15 protein-coding genes and 1 pseudogene are annotated in these 16,174 nt (G+C 59.5%); 9 read left to right on the forward strand and 7 right to left on the reverse strand.

What is annotated here, in order from left to right:
- Positions 1-14: 14 nt before the first annotated feature.
- On the reverse strand, positions 15-1,052 hold the full coding sequence (locus G5221_RS15550) for an alkene reductase (RefSeq protein WP_227341352.1): 1,038 nt from the start codon (positions 1,050-1,052) through the stop codon (positions 15-17).
- 199 nt (positions 1,053-1,251) lie between these two features.
- On the opposite strand from G5221_RS15550, the gene G5221_RS15555 reads away from it, so the two are divergent.
- Positions 1,252-1,818, forward strand: coding sequence for a TetR/AcrR family transcriptional regulator (locus tag G5221_RS15555; RefSeq protein WP_005335495.1), 567 nt, complete (start codon positions 1,252-1,254; stop codon positions 1,816-1,818).
- Positions 1,819-1,924: 106 nt separating this feature from the next.
- On the opposite strand, the gene G5221_RS15560 is transcribed toward G5221_RS15555, so the two are convergent.
- Positions 1,925-2,878 carry a LysR family transcriptional regulator gene (locus G5221_RS15560; RefSeq protein WP_279486578.1) on the reverse strand — a complete coding sequence of 318 codons (954 nt, stop codon included), beginning with the start codon at positions 2,876-2,878 and terminating at the stop codon, positions 1,925-1,927.
- Between the two features lie 155 nt (positions 2,879-3,033).
- Here G5221_RS15560 and aguA point away from each other — a divergent pair, with 155 nt between their 5' ends.
- Together aguA and G5221_RS15570 are read left to right on the forward strand one after the other, a co-directional pair.
- Positions 3,034-4,131: an agmatine deiminase gene (gene aguA, locus G5221_RS15565; protein ID WP_040068383.1), complete on the forward strand. Its 1,098-nt coding sequence runs from the start codon at positions 3,034-3,036 to the stop codon at positions 4,129-4,131.
- Between the two features lie 125 nt (positions 4,132-4,256).
- On the forward strand, positions 4,257-5,960 hold the full coding sequence (locus G5221_RS15570; RefSeq protein WP_421263547.1) for an amidase: 1,704 nt from the start codon (positions 4,257-4,259) through the stop codon (positions 5,958-5,960).
- A gap of 118 nt (positions 5,961-6,078) precedes the next feature.
- On the opposite strand, the gene G5221_RS15575 is transcribed toward G5221_RS15570, so the two are convergent.
- On the reverse strand, positions 6,079-6,873 hold the full coding sequence (locus G5221_RS15575; RefSeq protein ID WP_421263548.1) for a hypothetical protein: 795 nt from the start codon (positions 6,871-6,873) through the stop codon (positions 6,079-6,081).
- 653 nt (positions 6,874-7,526) lie between these two features.
- Between G5221_RS15575 and G5221_RS15580 the strand changes: the two genes are divergently transcribed.
- Positions 7,527-8,291 carry a CphA family subclass B2 metallo-beta-lactamase gene (locus G5221_RS15580; protein WP_421263549.1) on the forward strand — a complete coding sequence of 255 codons (765 nt, stop codon included), beginning with the start codon at positions 7,527-7,529 and terminating at the stop codon, positions 8,289-8,291.
- A gap of 214 nt (positions 8,292-8,505) precedes the next feature.
- Positions 8,506-9,777, forward strand: coding sequence for a lipopolysaccharide biosynthesis protein (locus tag G5221_RS15585; protein WP_421263550.1), 1,272 nt, complete (start codon positions 8,506-8,508; stop codon positions 9,775-9,777).
- An 83-nt stretch (positions 9,778-9,860) separates the two neighbouring features.
- Here the strand turns inward: G5221_RS15585 and G5221_RS15590 are convergent, their stop codons facing one another.
- Complete coding sequence (locus tag G5221_RS15590; RefSeq protein ID WP_421263551.1) at positions 9,861-11,108, reverse strand: DEAD/DEAH box helicase; 1,248 nt, start codon at positions 11,106-11,108, stop codon at positions 9,861-9,863.
- 217 nt (positions 11,109-11,325) lie between these two features.
- A pseudogene (locus G5221_RS15595) lies at positions 11,326-11,786 on the reverse strand (hypothetical protein).
- 198 nt (positions 11,787-11,984) lie between these two features.
- On the opposite strand from G5221_RS15595, the gene G5221_RS15600 reads away from it, so the two are divergent.
- Entirely contained in the window at positions 11,985-12,893 is a 909-nt protein-coding gene (locus tag G5221_RS15600; RefSeq protein ID WP_216951996.1) for an SAM hydrolase/SAM-dependent halogenase family protein, read from the forward strand.
- Between the two features lie 79 nt (positions 12,894-12,972).
- Here G5221_RS15600 and G5221_RS15605 read toward each other — a convergent pair whose 3' ends face one another.
- Positions 12,973-13,533 carry a carbonate dehydratase gene (locus tag G5221_RS15605; RefSeq protein WP_005335471.1) on the reverse strand — a complete coding sequence of 187 codons (561 nt, stop codon included), beginning with the start codon at positions 13,531-13,533 and terminating at the stop codon, positions 12,973-12,975.
- Between the two features lie 197 nt (positions 13,534-13,730).
- Here G5221_RS15605 and G5221_RS15610 point away from each other — a divergent pair, with 197 nt between their 5' ends.
- The 3 genes from G5221_RS15610 (at position 13,731) to G5221_RS15620 (ending at position 15,766) form a co-directional block, all read left to right on the forward strand.
- Positions 13,731-14,372 (forward strand): ribonuclease T2 family protein, encoded by a 642-nt coding sequence (locus G5221_RS15610; RefSeq protein ID WP_040068400.1) that lies wholly within the window; start codon positions 13,731-13,733, stop codon positions 14,370-14,372.
- Between the two features lie 72 nt (positions 14,373-14,444).
- Positions 14,445-14,723, forward strand: coding sequence for a helix-hairpin-helix domain-containing protein (locus G5221_RS15615; RefSeq protein WP_216951994.1), 279 nt, complete (start codon positions 14,445-14,447; stop codon positions 14,721-14,723).
- Entirely contained in the window at positions 14,720-15,766 is a 1,047-nt protein-coding gene (locus G5221_RS15620) for an NAD(P)H-dependent flavin oxidoreductase (RefSeq protein ID WP_158112851.1), read from the forward strand. Before G5221_RS15615 ends, G5221_RS15620 begins: the two co-directional genes overlap by 4 nt.
- Before the next feature lie 222 nt (positions 15,767-15,988).
- Here G5221_RS15620 and G5221_RS15625 read toward each other — a convergent pair.
- Positions 15,989-16,174 (reverse strand): hypothetical protein (locus G5221_RS15625; RefSeq protein WP_421263552.1); only part of this gene is annotated, 186 nt, incomplete at its 5' end.

Raw genomic sequence — 16,174 nt, forward strand, 5'->3', positions numbered from 1 at the left:
CGATGGCTTCGTGGTTATACCAGCTCGGCCAGCATGGTGTCGGCGTAGGGCACCAGCGCTTCACCCTTCTTCACCTTGGCGAGATAGTCCGGGTTGGCGATAAGTGGACGACCGATGGCCACCAGATCGAAGCGGTTAGCCTCGATGGCCGCAGCGGCGCGCTCGGCGTCGTAGTTACCCACCCCGACCAGATTGCCCTTGTAGTGGGCACGCAGATAGTCGGAGGCACGGCCACCCAGATAATCGAAGGTGAGGTTGTCATCGAAGATGCCGAGGTGGATATAGGCCAGCGGGCGATCGTTCAGCTTGCCCAGCAGATAGTCGAACACGGCGCGATCTTCCGGGCTGCCCGCCAGATGGACATAGGCACCCGGGGAGAGGCGAATACCAACCCGATCACCGCCGATGCGGGCGCTGATGGCATCGACCACTTCCAGCGCGAAGCGGCTCATCTTTTCCGGGCTGCCACCATAGTTGTCGCTGCGCAGGTTGGTGGAGTGGTGCAGGAACTGGTCGATCAGGTAGCCGTTGGCACCGTGGATCTCCACCCCGTCAAAGCCCGCCTCGATGGCGTTGGCTGCGGCTTGGGCGTAATCCAGCACCAGCTGGGCGATTTCGGCCTCGGTCAGGGCGCGCGGCACCTGATAGGTCAGCTCGCGCATGCGGGGCACAGTGCCCTCGTGTGCCACGGCGGAGGGGGCCAACACTTCAGCCTGATGGAAGAAGGGGTGGGAGAGGCGGCCGACGTGCCACAGCTGGGCGAAGATCTTGCCGCCCTTGGCGTGCACGGCGCTGGTCACTCTCTTCCAGCCATCGATCTGCGCCTGGGTGAAGAGGCCCGGGGTATTGGGGTAGCCCTGCGCGTCGGGGCGGATGATGACGGCCTCGGAAACAATCAGGCCGATGTCGGCGCGGCGGCCGTAATAGGCAGCCATCTGCTCGGTCGGCACCAGACCTGGGCCTGCCATGCAGCGGGTGAGCGGGGCCATCATGAAACGGTTGGCCAGGGTCAGAGTGTCATTGAGTCGATACGGCTGAAACAGGGTATTCATGATAGGTTGTCCTGAACGGGTTATTCTTGAACGTGCATTCAAGACGTTTTTTGCGTCGGGCGCAAGCTTTTTTTGAATGCGCGTTCAAGAAGGTTGGCCCGAGCGGGCTGCTGGGGTAAACTTGCCGCCCTTTCCAGCCACTCTTTATCGGCGGGCCCTGTTGCCCCTTGCCGGTGAACCATTTCCCACGGGAGGAACCATGCGCATAGCCGAGTTTGATCGGGACGAGGTACTGCGAAATGCCATGGAAGCGTTTCGCGCCAAGGGATATGCCAAGACCACCATGCAGGAGCTGGTGGCTGCCACCGGCCTGCACCCGGGCAGCATTTACGGCGCCTTTGGCAACAAGCGCGGCCTGCTGCTGGCTGCGGTGGATCACTATGTCGAGGGCAAACGCACCCTGCGCCGCTCCCTGCTCGACAACCCGAGCCCGCTGGCGGGCCTTGCTGCCTATCTCGACCGGATTGTGGGGGAGGCGCTCTGCGGCTCCTGTCTGGTGACCCGCACCATGATGGAGCTGAGCGAGCAGGATGAGGAGCTGACCCAGCGGGTCAAGGGTATCTATGGCGAGCTGGAGCAGGATCTGGCTGAGTTGCTGACACAGGCGCAGGCCAAGGGTGAACTGGCCCCGGATAGCAATATCCACACCCTCACCGCCCTGCTGCTGATCAACCTGCAAGGGTTGGTCACCTTCGCCCAGTGCCGCCCCGATCGCCCCCTGCTCGACGACGTGGTCGCCCAGCTGATGCGGGCCTTGCGGGCGTAACGCGATACTGCAGAAACAACAGTGGCTCCCTCGGGAGCCACTGTTGTTTCTGGTCTCAGCCCTTGCCGGGCTTTTCGATCAACCTTTGTTGCCAGACGCTGCGGTCTTACCTCGGCCCCACCAGCTCTTTCATCAAATCTTTCAGCCATACCAGCGCCGGTTGCTGCGCATGCACGGGATGCCAGACGCAGTTGAGGTGGTAATCCGGCACGTCTTCGGGCAGCGGCAGGCTTTTCAGCGGCCAGTGGGTGGCGAGCAGCTCGGCCACCATGCTGGGCAGCACCAAGAGGTGATCGCTCTGGCTGACGATGGCGGCGGCGGACATATAGCTCTGGCTGTTGACCGAGATGGTGCGGCTAAAGCCCTGACTCTTCAGATAGCGGTCGAGGCTCGCCTCCGAGGTGCCCAGCGGCGAGTGGAACACGTGGGGCATAGCGATGAGCTGCGGCAGGGTGATGCGCTCCTGCCACTGGGAGGGGTCATCCTCGGCGCCGGTGGGTGCCGATTTGGCAATGGGCAGATCGGCGCGCACCAGTCCGGCCAGCGGTTCGGTGAGCCAGGTCTCTTTGCCGAGATACCCCGGCACCTGCATGTACTCGTCAAACCCCAGCACCAGATCGATCTCGCCGCTCGCCAGCTCGGCTTCGGGCAGGGTGTCGCGCAGGATGCGGATCTCGATGGTGACCCCCGGCGCTAGCCGTCTGAGCCGCTGAATAAGCGGCGGGATCAGCACGCACTCCACGTAATCTGTGGTGCAGAGCACGAAGCGCCGCTTCGACTGGCTCGGCTCGAACTCTTCTTCCTCGGTGAGCTGCTGCTCCAGCAGCCGCAGCGCCTGCTGCACCCCGAGGTGCAGCCGCTGGGCGCGCGGGGTCGGCAGCATCCCCTGCGGGGTGCGTACCAAAAGCGGGTCGCCGAGAAAGGTGCGCAACCGGTTAAGGGAGTGGCTCATGGCGGGCTGGCTGATAAAGAGCGCTTCGGCTGCGCGGGTGACGCTGCCCTGCGTCATCAGGGCGTCAAACGCGAGCAGCAGATTGAGGTCGAGCTGGTGCAGTTTCATGAGGGGATTATTCGCCGTGTTTATGGGACAATCCATCCTATTCATTTGATGGATGGGGGCGCAACGTCTTACTCTGCGACCCACTGTTATTTTTCCGGGTTCCCGCGCCGCATCTGGCGTAAATGGGGGCCTCAATCCATGCAAGGAGCCTTGCGATGAGCATCAAGACCATTAACTCCACGCCGGCCGCCGACGGCTTCACCATGCCCGCCGAGTGGGCGCACCAGCAGGCCGTCTGGATGATCTGGCCGTTTCGCCCGGACAACTGGCGCGTAGCCGGTCGCTTCGCGCAAGAGACCTTCGCCAAGGTGGCGGATGCCATCGGTGGCGCCACCCCAGTCTTTATGGGGGTACCGGCCCAGTTTATGGAGCAGGCTCGCGCCATCATGCCCGCTCACGTCACTCTGGTCGAAATGAACAGCGATGACTGCTGGGCCCGCGATACCGGCCCGACCATCGTTACCAACGCGGCCGGCGAGTGCCGTGGGGTGGATTGGGGCTTCAACGCCTGGGGCGGTCACAAGGGCGGTCTCTACTACCCGTGGAATCAGGATGAAGAGGTCGCAGCCCAGATGCTGGCCCAGCACGGCATGGCTCGCTACGATGCGCCGCTGATTCTGGAAGGGGGCTCCATCCACGTCGATGGCGAAGGTACCTGCCTGACCACCGCCGAGTGCCTGCTCAACGAAAACCGCAACCCGCACCTGACCAAAGCGCAGATCGAAGCTCACCTGCGCGACTATCTGGGCGTCACCAGCTTTATCTGGCTGGACGAAGGCGTCTACATGGACGAAACCGACGGCCACATCGACAACATGTGCTGCTTCGTGCGTCCGGGTGAAGTGGCCCTGCACTGGACTGACGACCAGAACGATCCCCAGTACGCCCGCTCCGTGGCCGCCCTCAAGGTGCTGGAAGCGGCGGTCGATGCCAAGGGTCGCAAGCTGAAAGTGTGGAAGCTGCCCCAGCCGGGCCCGCTGTTCTGCACTGAAGAGGAGTCTGCCGGTGTCGAGAGCGGTACCGGTGTGCCGCGCGAGGCAGAAGGCCGTCTGGCCGGTTCCTATGTGAACTTCCTTATCACCAACGATCGCATCGTCTATCCGCTGCTGGATGCCGCCACCGATGGTGAAGCCCAGCGCATTCTGGAAGAGATCTTCCCGGAGCACACCGTGGTCGGCGTGCCGGCCCGCGAGATCCTGCTGGGCGGTGGCAATATTCACTGCATTACCCAGCAGATCCCTTCCGGCAAATAAGAACCGGTTCCGGTGAGTATTCCAAACCCCACTCAGTGGGGTTTTATCTCTTGATGGTGTGATGGTCGCAGGCGCTGATGCGGCGATCATCATGACAAACAGTCACCCTTTTACAGGAGATCAAAATGATCGAAGTGACCGAGGTTTCCATTGCCGAGCTGCGTGCCGCGCTCGAATCAGGCCGCACCACAGCGGTCGAACTGGTCAAGGCCTATCTGGCCCGGATCGAGGCCTACAACGGCCCCGAGACTGCCACCAAACTCAACGCCGTGGTGGTCGCCAATCCCGATGCGCTGAAAGAAGCCGAGGCTTCCGATGCCCGCCGTGCCCGTGGCGAGACCCTGAGCCCGCTCGACGGCATCCCCTACACCGCCAAAGACAGCTATCTGGTCAAGGGGCTGACCGCCGCCTCCGGCAGCCCGGCCTTCAAGGATCTGGTGGCCCAGCGCGATGCCTTTACCGTTGAGCGCCTGCGCGCCGCCGGTGCCATCTGCCTTGGCAAAACCAATATGCCGCCGATGGCCAATGGCGGCATGCAGCGCGGCGTCTATGGCCGTGCCGAGAGCCCCTACAACGCCGACTACCTGACCGCGCCGTTTGCCTCCGGCTCCTCCAACGGTGCCGGTACCGCCACCGCCGCCAGCTTCTCCGCCTTTGGTCTGGCCGAAGAGACCTGGTCGAGCGGCCGTGGCCCGGCCTCCAACAACGGCCTGTGCGCCTATACCCCGTCCCGTGGTGTCATCTCGGTGCGCGGCAACTGGCCGCTGACTCCGACCATGGATGTGGTGGTGCCCTATGCCCGCACCATGGCCGATCTGCTGGAAGTGCTCGACGTAGTGGTGGCTGACGATGCCGACACCCGTGGCGATCTGTGGCGCATGCAACCCTGGGTGCAGCTGCCCAAGGCTTCCGAGGTCCGTCCGGCCTCCTATCTGGATCTGGCTGCCAAGCCCGATGCCCTCAAGGGTAAGCGCCTCGGCGTGCCGCGTATGTTTATCAACAAGGATGAACTGGCCGGCACCAGCGAAAACCCCGGTATCGGCGGCCCGACCGGTCAGCGCATCCATACCCGCGAGACCGTGATCGCTCTCTGGGAAGATGCGCGCAAGGCGCTGGAAGCCGCTGGCGCAGAAGTCATCGAAGTGGACTTCCCGCTGGTCTCCAACTGCGAAGGGGACCGACCCGGCGCGCCGACCGTGTTCAATCGCGGCATCGTGAGCCCGGAGTTCCTCAACGACGAGCTGTGGGAGCTCTCCGGCTGGGCGTTCGACGACTTCCTGCGCGCCAACGGTGATCCCAAGCTCAACAAGCTGGCCGATGTCGATGGGCCGAAGATCTTCCCCCACGATCCGGGCACATTGCCGAACCGCGAGGGCGATCTGGCGGCGGGCATGGACGAGTACGTCAATATGGCCAAGCGCGGCATCAAGCGCTTTGACGAGATCCCCACAGTGCCGGACGGCCTGCGCGGTCTGGAGAAGACCCGCAAGCTGGATCTGGAAGACTGGATGGACGGGCTCAAGCTCGACGCCGTGCTGTTCCCCACCGTTGCCGACGTCGCCCCGGCTGATGCGGATGTGAATCCGGCCTCCGCCGATATCGCCTGGAGCAATGGCATCTGGGTTGCCAACGGCAACCTCGCCATTCGCCATCTCGGCGTGCCGACCGTCACCGTCCCCATGGGCGTGATGGCCGATATCAGTATGCCGGTAGGCCTGACCTTCGCCGGTCGCGCCTATGACGACAACAACCTGCTGCGCTTTGCCTCGGCCTTCGAGTCCACCGGCAGCAAGCGTATGGTGCCGCCACGCACGCCGCCGTTGGGGTGATTGTTTTTGGTATTAAATATCTAGGATTAGTCTGGTGACAATGAAATAAAACCCACCCGTTATACGGGTGGGTTTTATTTGCTTTAATATGACTATTAGTAAGTGTTTTTTATGGGGTTTATTTTGTTCTATTAGGATGGGATGAGAGTTTTTCAATAGACACAGCAATAGTCTCTGCAACCTCTTTAATATCGAAAATGTTTATAAATGGAATTTTCAATATGGTTTTATTTATCATCTGGTTTTTTATTTTTATCACTCTTTGTTGATGTATATCATCATGGCAATTTAGGTTTATCATGACTAAGCATCCATCTATTACATAAAAATAAGTTATTCCATCGTTTATGTCTTCAGTCTTTACTATATTTAGGTCTATAAAAATGCGTTTAATAACGTCATCATCCAGTTGTCTACTGAAGTCTTTTAACCTGAAAATAGCTACTCGAAAGAAGTGGTCTAGCTTTATAGATGGTGACAACCTGACTGACTCTTTAAGAAGGCATGCTGCAAACCTAGCATTCATTTTGTCATCAAAGTTAATATGGCGGTATCGTTCAATTGTTGAAATAGATGCTCGCCAAAGAATAGAAATGAGGAACAAATAAAACTTATTGTAGTTAAAATTCTTTATTTTCACATGAAGATTTTCTCTTTCAATGTTTTGTGTCCTTCTGAATATTTGAGTGCCGTACGCTTCATATTTTTTAGAAATGTGTTGCTCACATTCAAAACAAAGTAAATGCTCTTTAGGGTCAAAGTTAGATAGTGATGGTGGAGTATCCTTATCTATTGTTATCTCCAATACTTGGCCGCTCCCCGATTTTATTTTTTTGAAATATGATCGAGGGAATATGTGAGACTCCTGTAGTTCGGCTTCTTGTTGACATAAATGGCATTTTGAAAAAATCACGTATACCTCTCATTCCTCACGATAAAAATACATTTCGTATATTGTGAATCGTTCGACATTGTGTTTTTGGTTAGCATAACCGCAAGCAGTGGGTTCGAATAGCGCAGCGTATTCGAACGATCGCAAATAGGATGTCGGCCGAGAGACCGCTGATATCCAGAGTTTTCTGTCGGTCTTGCCATTACTCGGTACGTGGCGGTATGCGGACGATTACGCTGCGCTAATCGACCCTACATTATGTGGCTTATTGTTACCTCCCCCCTCATCCCCAGCCCTTCTCCCGCAAGGGGAGAAGGGAGCAAATAGGCTCCGCTGATTGTGCTTTACGTACGAGGTTCGGGTGGGGATGAGAGTTTGGAATTGGCACGGGCCATTCCCTCTCCCTCGGGAGAGGGTTAGGGTGAGGGGCTGCTATCTGTGTTGTCGTTTCGTTTTGAGCCTTTACCTTTCTCCACTTCCCGCACCGTCAATCGCCATATTGGTCGTGGCTCGCCGCCGATTTCCCCTGATTTTTTCTGACGTCCCCCCGACTTCACCTTCTCTTCACACAGCCTCATTTTCCCCTCACAAATCCCCCGTATCTTCTGCCCACTGCTTAAAAGGCCCGGCTTGCTACAGGGGTGGCTAGGGGGCGGTTGGTTCGAGGGAGCAAGATGATGAAAGGTTGGATGAAGTGCACATTGGCCGGAGCCGTGGTGCTGATGGCGAGTTTCTGGGGTGGCAGCGTGCGGGCGGCGGGGATCTCCCTCAAGCAGGTGAGCGGCCCGGTGTATGTGGTGGAGGACAACTACTACGTAAAGGAAAACTCCATGGTCTATTTCGGGGCCAAGGGGGTGACGGTGGTGGGGGCGACCTGGACGCCGGATACCGCCCGCGAGCTGCACAAGCTGATCAAACGGGTCAGCAGCAAGCCGGTGCTGGAGGTGATCAACACCAACTACCACACCGACCGGGCGGGCGGTAACGCCTACTGGAAGTCCATCGGGGCCAAGGTGGTGGCGACGCGCCAGACCCGGGATCTGATGAAGAGCGACTGGGCCGAGATTGTCGCCTTTACCCGCAAGGGGCTGCCGGAGTACCCGGATCTGCCGCTGGTGCTGCCGAACGTGGTGCACGATGGCGACTTCAAGCTGCAAGATGGCAAGGTGCGTGCCTTCTATGCGGGCCCGGCCCATACGCCGGACGGCATCTTTGTCTACTTCCCCGACGAGCAGGTGCTCTATGGCAACTGCATCCTCAAGGAGAAGCTGGGCAACCTGAGCTTTGCCAATGTGAAGGCCTATCCGCAGACCATCGAGCGGCTCAAGGCGATGAAGCTGCCGATCAAGACGGTGATCGGCGGTCACGACTCGCCGCTGTACGGCCCCGAGCTGATTGATCACTACGAGGAGCTGATCAAGGCGGTGCCGCAGTCATAAGGGTTGCGTGACAGAGTGGCAGCAAGCCGTGCCATCACTGCAATCAGCAGCCATAACGGCACACCACAAAACGCCCGCTTTCAGGAAATAAGCGGGCGTTTTGCGTTTGCGTTTTTTTGGTGGCTGTGAGTGCGTGGCATTAACGCTGTTCAAGGGAGGGAGGCTTTCATAAGATGGCCCTCTCTCTTTTCCCTGAAAGTTATCCATTTTCGTTATGCAATACGCCTCTCTCGCGCGCCTCAAGCAGGCCTTTATCACCGGGATGTGGGCCTCGCTGGTCAGCATCGTTATCGGCTTCGCCTTCAAGGTGTGGCTGGCGCAGTGGGTCGCCAAGGGGGAGCTGGCGCTGTTCAACAGCGTGGTCGATTTGATCTCCCTCTCCTTTATCCTGATGACAGGTTTTCGCTCCTCCATGGTTGTGAGCTACTCCCAGACCAAAAACGATCGGGACATCATCAATATCTTTCGCTACTTCCTCATCGGCATCGTGCTGCTCACCTGGGGGGCGGTGATCCCCTATATCAAGCACGGGCTCCATATCCGGGTGGAGTATCTGCAACTGGTGGGGGTTATCTTCGGGCTGGGGCTCAAGGTCTACTTCACCAATCTGGTGGCCATGTACCGGATGTATGAGCTCTCCAACCGGGTCACCTGGCTGGAGCCGCTGGCCAACGGTCTGCTGTTTATGACCTGCTACTTTGGACTCGAGATGGATGCGCTCGCTTCGCTCTTCTACGGGCTGACCTTCTCGTCGCTCGCCATCGCCGGTTATATGTATGTTTCGCGTCGTCGGGCCATCGCCACCAAGCCGCTGGCCAAGGTGGCGCTCGGCCCCGAGATGGTGAGCTATGTGAAGAAGAGCTTTACCGCATCCCTGGAGGCGGGGGCCAGTATCCTGATGATCTACATCACTGTGCTGCTCACCATCCGCCACTTCAGCATCGACGAGCTGGGGGATTTTCAGGTGGTGGTGCGCCCCATCTTCACCTATATGACCACCCTGTTTGTCTTCCCCATCTACCGCTTTGTGCTGCCGGAGCTGGCGGTCAATCTGCGCAATGGCGATCATCGCCAGATCAGGCTTATTCGCCGCTGGATCTTCCGTCTCTCCGCCATCGTCAGTCTGGCCTTCTTTGGCTTGATGCTGCTGGCGGGCAAGCCGCTGGTGCTGCTGTTCTTCCCCGCCGACTACGTGGGGGCGGTGCCTGTACTGTTCCACTTCTCGATCTTCTTTATCTTTATGATGCTCAACGGCTATCAGCTCGCCTATATCAAGGCTCACGGTCACTTTACCCGGAGCTTGCTGATCCGGCTGGCTGGCATAGTGGCGCTGGTTGCTGCCTACTATCTGGTGGCCGAATTCACCGCCAACGTGGTGGCGATTATCGTGGCGCTGGGGCTCGGTTATATGGTGATGTTTATCCTCTCGACCCTGGCGGAGCGGCAGATCTTGCGATCCCTGCCACTGGTGCTGGCGACCCGCTAGGGTGTGACTCGCCAAGAGCTGGCCCCTGTCAGATAACAAAAAACGCCCGTGCGGGCGTTTTTTATTGGCGGCGCAGGGCAGGCTTAACGCTTGCCCTTGCCACTCTTGTTGCCAGCGAGCGCCTGCTTTCTGGCGCGCTGCTTCTGGGCCGCCTTGCTGTTGCGGCGCGGCTCGGGCTCGAAGCGGGTGAGATCCGGCTCAAAGCCCGGAAACCACTGCTGGGGCAAGCGGGTGTCGAGCACAGCTTCCACCTTCTCCAATAGCGGCGCATCTTCCGGGCTGAACAGGGTAATGGCGAGCCCCTTGTTGCCGGCGCGACCGGTGCGACCGATACGGTGGACGTAATCCTCGGCCACAAACGGGAATTCGAGGTTAATCACATAGTTGAGATCGCTGATATCGAGGCCGCGGGCCGCCACGTCGGTGGCAACCAGCGCCTGCAAGGTGCCGGCGCGAAACTCCAGCAGCACTTTTTCACGTGCGCTTTGCGACAGATCGCCGTGGAAGGCCAGCGCATTGATGCCCGATTTGCCGAGCTGCTGGGCCAGCTTGTCAGCCCCTTGGCGGGTGCGGCTGAAGATCAGCGCCGGTGCCCACCCTTTCACTTTCAGCATGTGTTCGACCAGTGCCAGCTTGCGATCTCTGTCCACCGTATAAACCCGCTGCTCCACTTCGGCCGCCGTGGTGTTGCGCGGCGCAACTTCAATCAGCTCGGGGTCACGCAGCAGCACCTTGCTCAAGGCAAACAGGTTGTCGTCGCAGGTGGCGGAGAAGAGCAGGGTTTGGCGATCCGTCGGGATCTGTTTGAGCAGCGCCTTGATCTCGTCCATAAAGCCCATGTCGAGCATGCGATCCGCCTCGTCAAACACCAGATGGCGGAGGCTATCCAGGCTCAAGGCCCCCTGACGCAGATGGTCGAGCAGGCGGCCCGGGGTGGCGATCAGGATATCCACCCCGGCTTGAAGCGCCTCCACCTGCGCCGCAATACTCACCCCGCCGTAGACCAGCGTGCTGGTGAGAGCTGTGCCCTGCCCGTAGCGCGCGACACTCTCGGCGACCTGCACCGCCAGCTCGCGGGTCGGCACCAGCACCAGCGCACGGATCGGGCGGGGCTCTGCTTGTGGCTGTTGTAGCAACTGCTCCAGCAGCGGCAGCACAAAGGCTGCGGTCTTGCCGGTGCCGGTCTGGGCCCCCGCCATCAGATCCCGCCCTGCCAGAATGACCGGGATGGCGCGAGCCTGAATGGGGGTCGGTGCGGCATAGCCCAGTTCGGTCAGGGTCTGCTGCAAGCGGGAGGAGAGGGCCAGTTCGGCAAAGGAGGCTGTGGACATAGGGGCACCAGTCGGGGTTATCGCGGCCTGCGGCCACGATGCAATGAGTGATCGTGGCCGCGATGGTAACAGAAGCTGGGGGAGCGGCAGAAGGCGATGATGAGCAAGGGCGCATAGCTCCGGGTTTTGCATGCCGCGCATGGCGGTGGCGCAGGACCTCGTTGCCGCGCTTCTGTTTTACCGCGAGTCGGCAGTGCAAGGGGCATCAGCCATGACACTACTCCACGATCAGCACGCTCTCGCTGGCCAGATGGTGCAGCCACTCCCTGACGATCAGCAGCACGGCGGCAAAGTGCTCGTCGCGTGGCAGCAAGCTGGCGGTGAGGGGATCCCCTTCCGCCATCGCGGCCAGCTGGCCAAAGGCTTGCTCCACCAGATCCCGGCTGAGTTCATTGTCCCCCAGCGCTTCGGCCAGCGATGGCTGGCTGCGCAGGGTCAGCTGCAAGCCGGGCGGGATCTGTGGGGCGATGCGCATCAGCTCATCTTCCACCACCATGATGGCCCGCTCCAGTTCGAGCGGGGTGGCGCATTGCGAAACGGTCCGGGCTGGATGGCGTGGGTGCCAAAGGCCAGCGGGTAGTGTGACGGGGCCGCATCTGGCTGGCTCAGCCAGAGCTGACTGCTCTGTTCACCAATCTCCAGCAGCAGGGTCATCATCTCCGGTACGGGTTGTGTCATGGTGCTGAGCTCCTGTATTGTAAACGTTTTCCCATTCTGCCTTTGATACCCCCGCCGCCGACGTTTTGCGAGCACAATTTCTGCGAGTCGTCCCTCACTTTGTTGCAAACCCCTTGCAAAAAAATCCATTGGTGGCAGTCTGGATGTCTAAATGGCCGTCGCCGTTTCGTTATCCTCAGATGATTCAGGAGTTCAGATATGGATATTCGCACCACACCCCGCGCCATAGCGCTCGCCCTCATGCTGGCAAGCGGCATCGCCGCCGCCAACGAAGCGCTGGTGATCCAGACCGATTTCGGCCTCAAAGATGGCGCCGTGTCGGCCATGAAGGGGGTCGCCTTCGGGGTGGATCGCACCCTGCCGCTCTATGACCTGACCCACGAGATCCCGGCTTACAACATCTGGGAAGCTTCTTACCGCCTCTACCAGACCCTGCAGTACTGGCCCAAGGGCACAGTGTTTGTCAGCGTGGTGGATCCCGGTGTCGGCACCGAGCGCAAGTCAGTGGTCCTCAAGACCAGGAGCGGTCACTACATCGTGACTCCGGACAACGGCACCCTGACCCTGGTGGCCGAGCACTTCGGCATCGAGGCGGTGCGCCAGATCGACGAGAAGCTCAACCGCCTCAAGGGTTCCGAGAAGTCCTACACCTTCCACGGCCGCGATGTGTACGCCTATACCGGCGCACGGCTCGCCTCCGGCGCTATCAGCTACGAGCAGGTTGGCCCGCTGCTGCCCGCCGAGGTAGTGAAGATCCCCTATCAGCCTGCGGTAGCAGAGAAAGATGGCACCCTCAAGGGCACCATCCCGATCCTCGATGTGCAGTACGGCAACGTCTGGACCAATATCGACGATGCCTTGCTGACCAAGGCGGGGATCAACAAGGGGGATAACGCCTGCATCAAGATCCGTGAAGGGGATGTGGTCAAATATGACGGCAAGGCCCCTTACGTCAGCAGCTTCGGCGATGTGCCGGAAGGTCAGCCGCTGGTCTACCTCAACAGTCTGCTGCAGGTGTCGGTGGCGCTGAACATGGACAGCTTCGCCGCCAAGCATCAGGTGCAATCCGGTGCCAACTGGCATATCAGCCTGAAGAGGTGCTCCTGACCAGCACATATATAAGTAGAGATAGAAACAGCAACGGGCGCCTCGGCGCCCGTTTTGTTCTCTGGTAATAAAGAAAGGATCAGAACTCGTTGGAGAGCGCCTTGTACCCTTTGACCAGATCGATATTGGTGTGGGCCACGTCCTCGGAGAACTCGGCGGCATCTACCGAAACCCGCGGGATATGGGTCAGATCGCTCTGCTGGTTGATACGGGTGGTGGAGGGGACGTAGAACTCCGGCGGCAGATCGCAGCCATCGATCACCGAGTTGTGACGCACCACGGCACCGTCACCGATATGGCAGTTGAACAGCACGCTGTTGAAGCCGATAAAGACCCGGTTCCCCACTTCGCACGGCCCGTGGACTATGCTGCGGTGGGCGATGGAGGTGTACTCGCCGATGGTGACGGCGGCGCCGGATTTGGAGTGAATCACCACCCCGTCCTGGATATTGGAGTTGGCGCCGATGACGATGGGTTCCATATCTCCACTCTCATCCACCTCGTCGGCACGGATCACCGCATAGGGGCCGACAAAGACATTCTCTTTGATGATCACCTTGCCGCAGATGATGGCGGTCTTGTCGATATAGGCGGATTCGTCGATGACAGGCAGATGGCCGGAGGGATTCTTGCGGATCATGTTACATCCTGTGGTTGCTTGAAATGATGCGGTGGCGCACCCGGCGCCAGGATGCCAGCTTACGCCTCGTTATTATCCGGTGAAACCCCGAAGTGGTCTGACCCTTGTCGCAAGCCTTGGCGGGACCACTGTTTCCGCGCGCTGGAATATGGGAGCATTGCAGCCATTCCCGAGTTGGTTGAAATGGACATATATAGATGAAGAAGATGATTGCCCTGTTGGCGGGTGGTTTGTTGCTCTCCTCGGCCGTGCAGGCCAAAGGGGAGGCGGGGGAGTTTGACTATTACGCCATGGCGCTCTCCTGGTCGCCCGAGCACTGCGCCGTCAAACCGGCGGATCGGGACCAGTGTTCCCGCAAGCTGGGCTTTGTGCTGCATGGTCTTTGGCCCCAGTACGATCGCGGTTACCCCAGCAACTGCACTCGCGAACGGCTCGATCCCGATATGGAGAGCGAGTTTGCCGACCTCTACCCCAGCCGTTTCCTCTATCGCCATGAGTGGGAGAAACATGGCACCTGCTCCGGCCTGAGCCAGCAGGCCTTCCATCAGCTGGCGAGTGATTTGCGCCAGAAGGTGAAGATCCCGGCGGCTTATCAATCCCCGGAAGAGCCGCTGCGCAAAACCAGCTTCCAGCTCAAGGCCGATTTGGCGAGCGCCAACCAGTGGCTGGCCCCCGACAACATCACGGTGGCTTGCGCCGATGGTGGCCGCTTCCTGCGGGAGATCTACATCTGCGTCAATAAAGAGGGGACGGATGCGGTCACCTGCTCCGCCGAGATGCAAAAGCGCGAGCGCCGCTCCTGTGGTCAGCCGGACTTCCTGCTGCGCAGCGTGCGTTAAGCCTCCACTCTCTTCATCGGGCCCCTTGCGGGCCTGATGTTTAACCACGGTTATCAGAAAGGAGTCTGACAGATGGATGGCAATAACCGGTTTACCCCACAAGAGCGGGCAATGCTGCTCGGAGTGAAAGGGGTGGGGCCGCCCGTTATCGGGCGGCTCGAACAGCTGGGCTATCATACCCTGGCCGGATTGGCCGAGGCCGACACCACCCATATCGTCCAGCTGGTGGCCAGCATGCTGGGCTCGACTTGCTGGCAGAACAGCCCGCAGGCGCGTAGTGCCATCGACGGTGCCATTGCGCTGGCCCGCGCACATCTGGCGGCGGACGCTGCAAAAGGGGTGAATGGATGAGCCTCTTTAGCGAACTGGGGATGCGTTATCCCATTATTCAGGCGCCGATGGCCGGTGTGCAGGGTAGCGAGCTGGCGCTGGCCGTGACCCGTGCGGGCGGCTTGGGCTCCTTGCCTGCCGCCATGCTCACGCCAGCGGAGCTGCGCAGCGAACTGGAGCGACTTGCCCACAGCGGCCTTGGGCCATTTAACATCAACTTCTTCTGCCATCGGCAACGGGAACCGGATCCCGTTGCTCTGGCCCGCTGGCAGCAGTGCCTTGTTCCCTACTACATCGAGTTCGGCATACTTCCCCCAGCGGTCACGATGGTGCCAAGTCGTGCACCTTTCAATGAGGAGCATGCCGCCATGGTGGCTGAGTTCAGACCGGCGGTGGTCAGCTTTCACTTCGGCCTGCCCGCGCCCGAGCTGCTTGCCCAAGTGAAGGATGCGGGGGCCAAGGTATTTGCCAGCGCCACTACGGTCGCGGAGGGCGTATGGCTCGCTCAACACGGCGCCGATGCCATCATCGCTCAGGGATTGGAGGCGGGAGGTCATCGCGGTCATTTCCTCTCTGAGGATCTCGCGCTGCAGCAGAGCACCCTGACCCTGTTGGCGCAGATCCTCGCGGCAACCGACCTGCCGGTGATTGCCGCTGGTGGTATCGTCGATGGCAAGGGGATAGCCAACGCGCTGCAAATGGGGGCGAGCGCTGTGCAGATGGGCACTGCCTTTCTCTGTTGCCATGAAGCGACCACCTCGGCGCTGCATCGCGCAATCCTTCACTCACCCCAAGGCCAGCAGACGGCGCTGACCAATCTGTTCAGTGGCCGCCCGGCGCGGGGTATCGTCAACCGTCTTATGAAGGAGCTGGGCCCGCTCTCGGAGTTTGTCCCTCACTTCCCCTATGCCAGTGGTGCACTGGTACCGCTGCGGGCCACTGCCGAAAAGAGGGGTGACAGCGGCTTCTCTCCGCTCTGGGCTGGCCAGAATGTATCGGGCTGCCGGGATCTTTCCGCTGGCGAGCTGATGGCGTGCTGGGTCAAAGAGGCTCGATTGGGATAAGCGCTTCTATATATGCCTCATACGCCTTCTTATATAGAAGATGTCGAGGGCGCTGCGCGTTAGACGCGACAGTGCGGCAATGGTGGATGAATGCCAAGCCAGTACCCTTGTAAGGCATTTATCCGGTGTAAAACGTCCTCACTTTACCCTTGGCTGTGGATAAGTCTGTATAAAGGTTGTGTGTTGATATGAATAACCAAAAAGTTGCACTTTTTTGCAATTTTATTGCGGTAAAGCCTTGCCAATGTGAGCTGGATCTCTATAATGCGCCACATCGACAGGGCAAGCGGCAACGCAAACAACCTCGTCGGTAACCTCGAAAAGCCTTTGAAAATAAGGCTTGACTCGAGAAGGCGGTTGAGTAGAATTCCACTCCCGCAGCAACGAACTGTTGCGTCGCTCTTTAAC

This window comes from Aeromonas sp. 602200, assembly GCF_049173895.1.
Taxonomy (GTDB): Bacteria; Pseudomonadota; Gammaproteobacteria; order Enterobacterales; family Aeromonadaceae; genus Aeromonas; species Aeromonas veronii_A.